This is a genomic window from Streptomyces sp. SID4985 (assembly GCF_009863025.1).
In the GTDB taxonomy this organism is placed as follows: domain Bacteria; phylum Actinomycetota; class Actinomycetes; order Streptomycetales; family Streptomycetaceae; genus Streptomyces.
Window position 1 is genome coordinate 1 of record NZ_WWIR01000045.1, and the last position, 9,193, is coordinate 9,193.

Genomic DNA, 9,193 nt, shown 5'->3' on the forward strand with positions numbered 1-9,193 from the left:
CCGCATGACCGCATGACCGCATGACCGCATGCCTGTCGGGCGGGACCGTTCTGGTCCCGCCCATCAGGCGTTCAGGCTCGCTCGGAGAGCAACCGCTCCAGGACGACCGCGATGCCGTCCTCGTCGTTGGAGGCCGTCACCTCGTCGGCGACCGCGCGCAGGTCCTCGTGGGCGTTGCCCATGGCGACGCCGTGGGCGGCCCAGCCGAACATGGGGATGTCGTTCGGCATGTCGCCGAAGGCGATCGTGTCGGCGGCCTTCAGGCCGAGGCGGCGGGCCGCCAGGGAGAGGCCGGTGGCCTTGGACAGGCCGAGGGGCAGCAGCTCCACGATGCCCTCGCCCGCCATGACGACGGTGACGAAGCCGCCCGCGGCGCCCTGCGCTGCCTCGGCCAGCTCGTCGCTGTTCAGCCGCGGGTGCTGGATGTAGAGCTTGTTCAGCGGGGCGGCCCACAGGTCGGACACGTCGGTGAACGGCGTGCTCGGCAGGGTGCCGGTGACCGCGTAGCCGGGGCCGACCAGCACATCGCCGTCCAGGCCGTCCCGGCTCGCGGCGATGTACAGCGGACCGACCTCCGCCTCGATCTTCGCCAGCGCCACGCCCGCGATCTTCCGGTCCAGGGTGACCGAGGTCAGCAGGCGGTGCTGCCCCGCGTCGTAGACCTGGGCGCCCTGGCCGCAGACGGCCAGGCCCTCGTAGCCGAGGTCTTCCAGGATGTGCCGGGTCCAGGGGACGGCACGGCCGGTGACGACGATGTGCGCGGCGCCCGCCTCCGTGGCGGCGACGAGCGCCGCACGGGTGCGCGGCGAGATGGTGCCGTCGTCGCGCAGCAGCGTGCCGTCGAGGTCGGTGGCGATCAGCCGGTAGGGGAGTCCGTCACTCACTTGGCGGTCGGCTCCAGCACCTCACGACCGCCGAGGTACGGACGCAGCACCTCGGGGACGCGGACCGAGCCGTCGGCCTGCTGGTGGTTCTCCAGGATCGCCACGATGGTGCGCGGTACGGCGCACAGCGTGCCGTTGAGCGTGGCCAGCGGCTTGACCTGCTTGCCGTCGCGCATCCGGATCGACAGGCGGCGGGACTGGAACTCGGTGCAGTCCGAGGTCGAGGTCAACTCGCGGTACTTGCCCTGGGTCGGGATCCACGCCTCGCAGTCGAACTTGCGGGCCGCGGAGGAGCCGAGGTCACCGGTGGCCACGTCGATCACGCGGAACGGCAGCTCGAGCGAGGTCAGCCACTGCTTCTCCCACTCCAGCAGGCGCTGGTGCTCGGCCTCGGAGTCCGCCGGGTCGACGTACGAGAACATCTCGACCTTGTCGAACTGGTGGACGCGGAAGATGCCCCGGGTGTCCTTGCCGTGCGAGCCGGCCTCGCGGCGGAAGCACGGGGAGAAGCCCGCGTACCGCAGCGGCAGCTTGTCGGCGTCGATGATCTCGTCCATGTGGTACGCGGCGAGCGCCACCTCGGAGGTGCCGACCAGGTACAGGTCGTCCTTGTCCAGGTGGTACACGTCCTGCGCGGCCTGGCCGAGGAAGCCGGTGCCCGCCATGGACTGGGGGCGCACCAGCGCGGGGGTGAGCATCGGGGTGAAGCCCGCGGCGGTGGCCTGCGCCATGGCCGCGTTCACCAGGGCCAGCTCCAGGAGGGCGCCGACGCCGGTGAGGAAGTAGAAGCGGGAGCCGGAGACCTTGGCGCCGCGCTCGGTGTCGATCGCGCCGAGGAGCTGGCCGAGCTCCAGGTGGTCCTTGGGCGCGAAGCCCTCGGCGCCGAAGTCGCGGATCGTGCCGTGCGTCTCCAGCGTGACGAAGTCCTCCTCGCCACCGACGGGCACGCCGGGGTGGACGAGGTTGCCGAGCCGGAGCAGCAGCTCCTGGGTCTCGGCGTCGGCCTCGTCGCGCTCGGCGTCGGCGGCCTTGACGTCCGCCTTCAGCTGCTCGGCGCGCTTGAGCAGTTCGGCCCGCTCCTCGGGAGCGGCCTTGGGGATCAGCTTGCCGAGCTGCTTCTGCTCGGCGCGCAGCTCGTCGAAGCGGACGCCGGAGGACCTGCGCCGCTCGTCGGCAGAGAGGAGGGAGTCGACGAGCGCGACATCCTCTCCACGGGCGCGCTGGGACGCGCGCACACGGTCGGGGTCCTCACGAAGCAGGCGAAGGTCAATCACGGAGCCAAGGCTACCGGTGCGGGGGGACGGGCCGGGAATCACTTCCCGGTTCCGCCGCGCGGAGATCGTCCGGAGTGCCCCGGGCTGCCCGGACTCCCTTGTGGCGGGCGGTACTTGGCGGATGCCGTTGTCCACAGGAATCCACAACGGGGATGGAGTTATCCACAGGCTGTGCGAAAGGGCTGTGGATTTTGGAATTGATCACTCCGGAACTGGGTGCGGGTTCGAAGAATTACCGGCCCAAACACGCATGACACCCACTTTCGGGCGTAGATAGGTCACCTCAAAAGGTGAATCGAAGGAAACGGGTAGACGAAAACCGATCTACATAAGGATGACGCACCTTGGACCGGCTAGGGCGATTTGTCGACCGTGGGGCCTGTTGTTGTCGACTTGTCCCCAGGTCGAGAAGCTGACCTGTGGATAACTTCTGTGGACAACGCGGAGGCGGCTAGAACCGGCCGTCCTGGCAGCCCGCCACCCAGTCGGACGCCGCCAGGAACTCCTGGTCCGACGTGCCCGGCGGGGTCGGCCTGGCTTCCCCGGGCCTGATGTCCGCCCGTGGATAGGAACCGAGGAAACGCACCTGGAGACAGATCCGCTTCAGGCCCATCAGCGCCTCGGCCATGCGCCGGTCGGAGATGTGCCCCTCGGCGTCGATGCAGAAACAGTAATTCCCGATACCTTCCCCGGTCGGACGCGACTGGAGCAGCATCAGGTTGATCCCGCGCCCTGCGAACTCACCCAGAAGGTCGCGCAGGGCGCCAGGGTGGTCGTCCCGCTGCCAGAGCACCACCGAGGTCTTGTCGGCGCCGGTCGGCGCGGCGGGCCGGGCCGGGCGGCCGACCAGCACGAACCTGGTCTGCGCGTTCTCCGCGTCGTGGATGCCCGTCTCCAGCGGGACCAGGCCGTACCGGGCCGCCGCGAACCCGCCCGCGAAGGCCGCGTCGTACCGGCCCTCCTGGACCAGCCGGGCGCCGTCCGCGTTCGAGGCGGCGGACTCCCAGAGGGCGTCCGGGAGGTGGGCCCGCAGCCAGTTGCGGACCTGCGGCTGGGCGGCCGGGTGGGCGGTGACCGTCTTGATGTCGGCCAGCTTCGTGCCGGGGCGGACCAGCAGCGCGAAGGTGATCGACAGCAGCACCTCGCGGTAGATCATCAGCGGGTCCCCGGCGACCAGCTCGTCCAGGGTGGTGGTGATGCCGCCCTCGACGGAGTTCTCGATCGGCACGAAGGCCGCCTCGGCCTCGCCGTTGCGCACCGCGTCCAGCGCGGACTGCACCGACACATAGGGGATCAGCTCACGGGTGGCCGCCTCCGGAAGCGTGCGCAGGGCGACTTCGGTGAAGGTGCCTTCGGGACCGAGATACGCATAGCTCGCTGGCATGACCTCACCCTAATGGCCGCGCGGGTACCCGGCTCGGGCGTCTCACGGCGGCCACTCGCACGGGTGGTTTCGATCGCCGGGTACCGCCCATATCGCCGGGCACCACCTATGAGGGCTCACCCCTCCAGCAGCCGTTGCCCCACGTACTCGCCCTTCGCCGCGCCGCCCGGCACCGCGAACAGGCCGCTCGACTCGTGCCGCAGATAGGTGGAGAGCGCGTCCCCCCGGTCGAGCTTGCGCTGCACCGGGACGAAGCCGCGCAGCGGGTCCGCCTGCCAGCAGATGAACAGCAGACCGGCGTCGGGCGTGCCGTCCGCGTCGAAGCCGTCGTGGAAGGAGAAGGGCCGCCGCAGCATGGCCGCGCCGCCGTTGCGGTCGGGCCGGGTGATCCTGGCGTGCGCGTTGACCGGCACCAGGTACGCGCCCTGGGAGTCGGTCTTCTCCAGGTCCATCGGCGTCGTCTCGTCGCCCCCGGACAGCGGGGCCCCGTCGGACTTGCGGCGCCCGATGACCGCCTCCTGGGCCTTGATCGACAGCTTCTCCCAGTCGTCGAGCAGCATCCGGATCCGGCGGACGACCGCGTACGAGCCGTTCGCCATCCAGGCGGGCTCCCCCGCAGCGGGCACGAAGATCCGCTCGTCGAAGTCGGGCTCGGCGGGCTTGGGATTGCGGGTGCCGTCGATCTGGCCCATGAGGTTGCGGGCCGTCATGGGGCGCGCGGTGGCGCCGGGCGAGCGGTTGAAGCCGTTCATCTGCCAGCGGATACGGGCCGCGCCGCCCGCCTCCTTCTGGACGGCGCGCAGGGCGTGGAAGGCGACCAGGGAGTCGTTCGCGCCGATCTGCACCCATAGATCGCCGTCGCTGCGCGCCTTGTCGAGCTGGTCCGAGGAGAAGGCGGGCAGTGGGTCCAGTGCGGCCGGCCGCTGCTTGTCCAGGCCGGTGCGGGCGAAGAAGGAGTGCCCGAAGCCGAAGGTGACGGTCAGCGAGGCGGGCCCGGAGTCCCGGGCCACATCGGTGTCGTCGTGCGGCGCGGGCTCGCCCGCCATCAGCCGCTCGGCGGTCGTCGACCAGCGGCGCAGCAGGGCCGCCGCCTCCTTGCGGCCCGCGCCGGGCGCCAGATCGAAGGCGATGAGGTGGCCGCACGCCTGGAGCCCCTCGGTGATTCCGGGCTGATGTTTCACGTGGAACATCGCTCGGTCCGCACCGAGGGAGGTGAGCGGAGCGGCGGGGGCGGGCGCCGCGGCGTACCCGACGGAGGCGCCCGCCGCGCCGAGGACGAGGCCGGTGGCCCCGGCGGTGCCGAGCAGGGTGCGCCGGGAGACGCCCCGGGTGCCGGACTGCTCCGGTGCCGAGGTGTCGGGGGCCTGGCGGGTCGGGGGGACGGACGGGTCGGGCATGGTGTGGTTCAGCCGATCTGCGCGTTCTTGGAGACGGTCGCCTGGTCGATGTCGGAGGTGCGCACGGTCACGGCGACCTTCCAGTCACCGGCCACGGGGATCTGCACTCCGGTGGCGGCCCAGTGGCCGTTCGTGATGCGTTCCGTCTTCACGGGGAGGGGGCCGATCTTCTGGGCCTCCTGAGTGAGGGCGACCTTCACCTCGGGGACGTCGAAGGGGCGGCCGTCGGGACGCTGGACGTAGACGTGCATCTCGTTGCCGCCGACCCGCGCGGGGTCGAGGTCGATGCGGACCAGGCCCTTGCCGTTCGTGCCGCCGGTGTCGAAGGCCATGTCCAGGGTCAGCGCGCCCGAGGTGTCGGAGCCCGAGGAACTGCTGACGGACGCGCCCGCGGCCTTGGCCTCCTGCTCGGTGCGGCCCGGCTCGGTCTGGGTGAGCGCGGTGGTGACGGCGAGCAGGACGACGGCGACGGCCGCCTCCGTGAGCACCGAGCGGCGCAGCCCGGATCGGTTGGGGTCGGCGTCCCGCAGCCGCTTGCGCCGGGCGTCCTCCACGGCACTGCGCTGCCGGGCGAGCTGGGCGGCGCGCTCGGTGCCGCCCGTGGCGGTGGAGGCGGTGCCTTCCGCGGAGTCCTTGGTCTGGACGGCGGCGGTGGCGGCGGCGGGCACGGAAGCCTCGTCCTCCGCCTCGGAGGGCTCCTCCTCGGCCTCCGACGCCGGGTGTTCCGTCAGCCGTCCCGTCCACCGCCGGGAGATCCCCGCGAGGGCGACCATGACGGCCACCAGGCCGATCTTCACCAGCAGCAGCTGTCCGTACCGGGTCTCGGTGAAGGCCGACCAGGAGCCGAGCTGGCGCCAGGACTGGTAGACGCCGGTGGCGACCAGGGCGAGCACCGAGCCGAAGGCGAGCCGGGAGAAGCGGCGGACGGCGGACGGCTCGACCGGGGTGTCCGCCGGTGCCCGGTAGAGGGCGACCAGAAGGGCGGTCAGCCCGCCGAGCCAGGCGGCGACGGCCAGCAGATGGACGATGTCGACCGGTATGGCGATGCCCGGCTGGAGCCCGGTGGAGGCGTGCTCGGCCATGGCCCAGCTCGCCGCGAGCCCGGCCGCGACGAGCAGGCCGCCGAGGGCGAGCCCGAAGCCGAGGTCCCGCTTCTCCTCGGCCTCGTCGGCAGCAGCGTCCTCCTCACCGGTGGCGCTCTCCTCGTCCTCGTCCCCCTTGGCGTACGCCCCGAAGAGCACCGCCACGAAGAGCGCGGCGGCGGCGAGCAGCAGCAGCCGGGAGACCAGCGCGGCACCGGCCTTGGTCTGGAGCACCTGGCCGAGCAGGGCCAGGTCGAAGACGTCCCCGACCTTGCCCGAGGTGGTGTACGAGCCGCGCAGGAGCAGCAGCCACAGCGTGGCGCCGGTGAGTGTCACCCAGCCGCCGACGACCAGACGCTGCAGCGCCCGTACGCCCGCGCCGCGCCGCCAGCAGGCCAGCACGAAGGCGGCCCCGCCGACCAGGACGATGTACCCGGCGTAGGACGCGTACCGCCCGACCGCGTACAGCGTGCCGACCACGCCCCCGCCGACCGTGGCCGTGCCGGAGACGACGGTCTGGGAGGGCGCCCCGATGGAGAAGGTATAGGCGCCGGCGACGGGGTGGCTGTCGGCCGAGACGACCTGGTAGGTCACCGTGTAGGTGCCCTTGGTCAGGCCGTCCTTGAGCTGGACCGCGTAGGTGGTGCCGCTGACGTTGTCGGGCTTGCCCCGCTGGACGGGCTTGCCCTTGGGGTCGAGGACCCGCACGGAGTCGTCGCCCATCGCGACCTGCTCGGAGAAGGTGAGCGACACCTGCGTGGGCGCCTTGTCGACCACCACGCCCTGGGCGGGGTCGCTGCCGGTCAGCGCGGCGTGCGCGGAGGCGGGCGCGGCGCCCGCGAACAGCACGGCGGCGACCGTGAGAAGCAGCAGCACCAGGGGGCGCAGCCGAGGGGTGATGGTCCGCGTCAAGGTGGTCCCTCCCTAGTTGCCGGTCGACGGAATGTACGTGGCGGACCGCACCGGCATCTCGACGGTGAGCGGCTTGGAGTGGGCGAAGCCGAGTTTCACCGTGACCCGCTGGCCCTCGCGCGGCTTGCGCTTGAGGCCCTCGAACATGAGGTGGTCGGCGCCGCTCCGGAACACCAGGCGGCCGTGGGCCGGGACGGCGAAGGAGGTCTGCTCCGTCATGGCGCCGCCGCTGGTGCTGTGCATGGTGACCTCGTCGGCGATGTCACTGGTGACGGAGGTCAGTTCGTCGGCCCCGCCGCCCTTGTTGGTGACGGTGAGGAACCCGGCGGCCATGTCGGCCGAGACCGGCTGGGGCATGTAGGCGGCACCGGCGGACAGTTCGGGACGCCCGCCGGAGTCCGAGCCGCAGCCGGTGAGGGCGAGCGCCCCGGCCAGCGCGGCGAGGGCGGCGGGCAGCAGGGAACGCCTCACGGCTTCGCTCCCCGGACCAGCTGGGGCAGGTCCTTGGTGTAGTCGTCGACCGTGGCGTCCTCGCCGTAGAGGACGTAACCCCCGTCGGTCTTGGGGGAGAAGGCGATGACCTGGGTGCCGTGCACCGAGACGGGCTTGCCGTTCTTGTCCTTGGTGGTCGGCTCCACGGAGATGCCGAGGGTACGGGCGCCCGCCTGGATGGTGGCGAAGTCGCCGGTGAGGCCGACGAAGCGGGGGTCGATCCCGTTGAGCCACTTGCCCAGTTCGGCCGGGGTGTCGCGGCCGGGGTCGGTGGTGACGAAGACGACGCGGAGCTTGTCCTGCTCGGCCTTGGGCAGCGCCTTCAGGGCGACGGCGATGTTGCTCATGGTCGTGGGGCACACGTCGGGGCAGTGGGTGTAGCCGAAGTAGACGAGGGTCGGGTGGCCCTTGGTCTCGGCGCGCAGGTCGTACTTCTTGCCGTGGGTGTCGGTGAGGACCAGGTCCGGCTTCTCGAAGGGCTGGTCGAGGACGGTGGCGGCCTTGCCGGAGTCGGTCTCCTCGGAGATCACCGAGATGGGCGACTTGGCGTCGTCACCGGAGCCGCAGGCGGTCAGGCCGAACGCGGCGACGGCCAGCAGCGCGGCGGCGGCGAGGGTCTTCTTGCGCGCGGGGAGGAACACCGAGGGGCGCGGGTCAGGCGTGGAAGGCATAGGAAAACATCCCGGATATGAGGAATCCGGCGCGCACCGGGGCCGCATGGGGCATGCGGCCCCGGTGCGCGCGGACGGGTGGGTCAGGCGGTGCGGCGACGGCCCGCGAGGACGCCGTAGGCGACGCCGGCCGCGCCGACGACGATGCCGACGATGCCGAGGACACGGGCGGTGGTGTCGGAGCCGCCGCTCTTGTCGGTGGCGGCGGCCGTCTGCTCGGTCTTGTCGTCACCCTTGTCGTCGGACGCGGCACCGGCCGTGCCGGGGGTGGCGGCCTGGGTGCCGTGGTGGTCGTCGGTGGCGGCGGCGAGCTCCAGCGTCGGGGCCGGGTTCTCCGGCTCCTCCGCGCCCTTCTGCTGCACCTCGATCCAGCGGACGACCTCCTTGTTGGAGTACGTCTGCAGCGCCTTGAAGACGAGCTGGTCGGTGTCCTCGGGCAGCGCGCCGAGCGAGAGCGGGAACTTCTGGAAGTAGCCGGGCTCGATGCCCTTGCCGTCGGCGGTCCAGGTGACCTTGGTGACGGCCTCGCTGATCTTCTCGCCGTGCATGGTGAGCGGCTTGGCGAGCTTGGACTTGGTGACCTTCACGGTCCAGCCCGGCACCGGCTGCGGCATGACCGAGGCGATGGGGTGGTCGGCGGGGAGGTTCACCTCGAGCTTGGTGGTCGAGGCGTCGTCGCGCTCGTTGGGGACCTTGAAGTCGACGACCGCGTAACCGCCCTTGGCCGCGACACCCTCGGGCTGCACGCTGACGTGCGCGAAGGCGGGGGCCGACAGGGCGAGGACGGCGGTGGCGGCGACGGTGCCGGCGGCGGCGATCCGGGTGGTGGTACGGGAAACCTGCATGGCAGAGCACTCCACTCTGAGCGAGATCCGATGACGGAGAGGGGTGCGCGTGCGGTCGGTCCGACGTGCGCACGCGCGCGCCGCGAGACGGCGGCCCCTCTCCGTCCGGTGCCGGTGGGCCGGTTGCCGGGGAGCGGTGGTCGCGTCGCGTCAGGCGGCGAGGCGGAACGCGGCGGCGGGCGGGCCGCGCCGGATCACGGAGTGCTGGAGCGCGGTGGTGCGGGGGGTGGGCGGCTCGTCGCGGTCGGCTCG

General features: G+C 71.8%; 8 protein-coding genes. All 8 read right to left on the reverse strand.

Annotated elements, in window-relative coordinates:
- Positions 1-71: 71 nt before the first annotated feature.
- Positions 72-884, reverse strand: coding sequence for a Cof-type HAD-IIB family hydrolase (locus GTW40_RS02105; RefSeq protein ID WP_161178428.1), 813 nt, complete (start codon positions 882-884; stop codon positions 72-74).
- A complete protein-coding gene (gene serS, locus GTW40_RS02110) occupies positions 881-2,158 on the reverse strand; it encodes a serine--tRNA ligase (protein WP_161178429.1) in 1,278 nt (425 codons plus the stop codon). Before serS ends, GTW40_RS02105 begins: the two co-directional genes overlap by 4 nt.
- Before the next feature lie 451 nt (positions 2,159-2,609).
- Complete coding sequence (gene pheA, locus GTW40_RS02115; RefSeq protein ID WP_161178430.1) at positions 2,610-3,542, reverse strand: prephenate dehydratase; 933 nt, start codon at positions 3,540-3,542, stop codon at positions 2,610-2,612.
- 116 nt (positions 3,543-3,658) lie between these two features.
- Positions 3,659-4,939 carry an iron uptake transporter deferrochelatase/peroxidase subunit gene (gene efeB / locus GTW40_RS02120; RefSeq protein ID WP_161178431.1) on the reverse strand — a complete coding sequence of 427 codons (1,281 nt, stop codon included), beginning with the start codon at positions 4,937-4,939 and terminating at the stop codon, positions 3,659-3,661.
- Between the two features lie 8 nt (positions 4,940-4,947).
- On the reverse strand, positions 4,948-6,933 hold the full coding sequence (locus tag GTW40_RS02125) for a copper resistance protein CopC (protein WP_161178432.1): 1,986 nt from the start codon (positions 6,931-6,933) through the stop codon (positions 4,948-4,950).
- A 12-nt stretch (positions 6,934-6,945) separates the two neighbouring features.
- Positions 6,946-7,404: a copper chaperone PCu(A)C gene (locus tag GTW40_RS02130; RefSeq protein WP_161178433.1), complete on the reverse strand. Its 459-nt coding sequence runs from the start codon at positions 7,402-7,404 to the stop codon at positions 6,946-6,948.
- The gene (locus GTW40_RS02135; protein WP_161178434.1) at positions 7,401-8,096 is read right to left on the reverse strand and encodes an SCO family protein; all 696 of its coding nucleotides are present in this window, start codon (positions 8,094-8,096) and stop codon (positions 7,401-7,403) included. The genes GTW40_RS02130 and GTW40_RS02135 overlap by 4 nt, the downstream gene beginning before the upstream one ends.
- Before the next feature lie 83 nt (positions 8,097-8,179).
- Positions 8,180-8,941: a YcnI family protein gene (locus GTW40_RS02140; RefSeq protein ID WP_161178435.1), complete on the reverse strand. Its 762-nt coding sequence runs from the start codon at positions 8,939-8,941 to the stop codon at positions 8,180-8,182.
- Between the last annotated feature and the right edge of the window lie 252 nt (positions 8,942-9,193).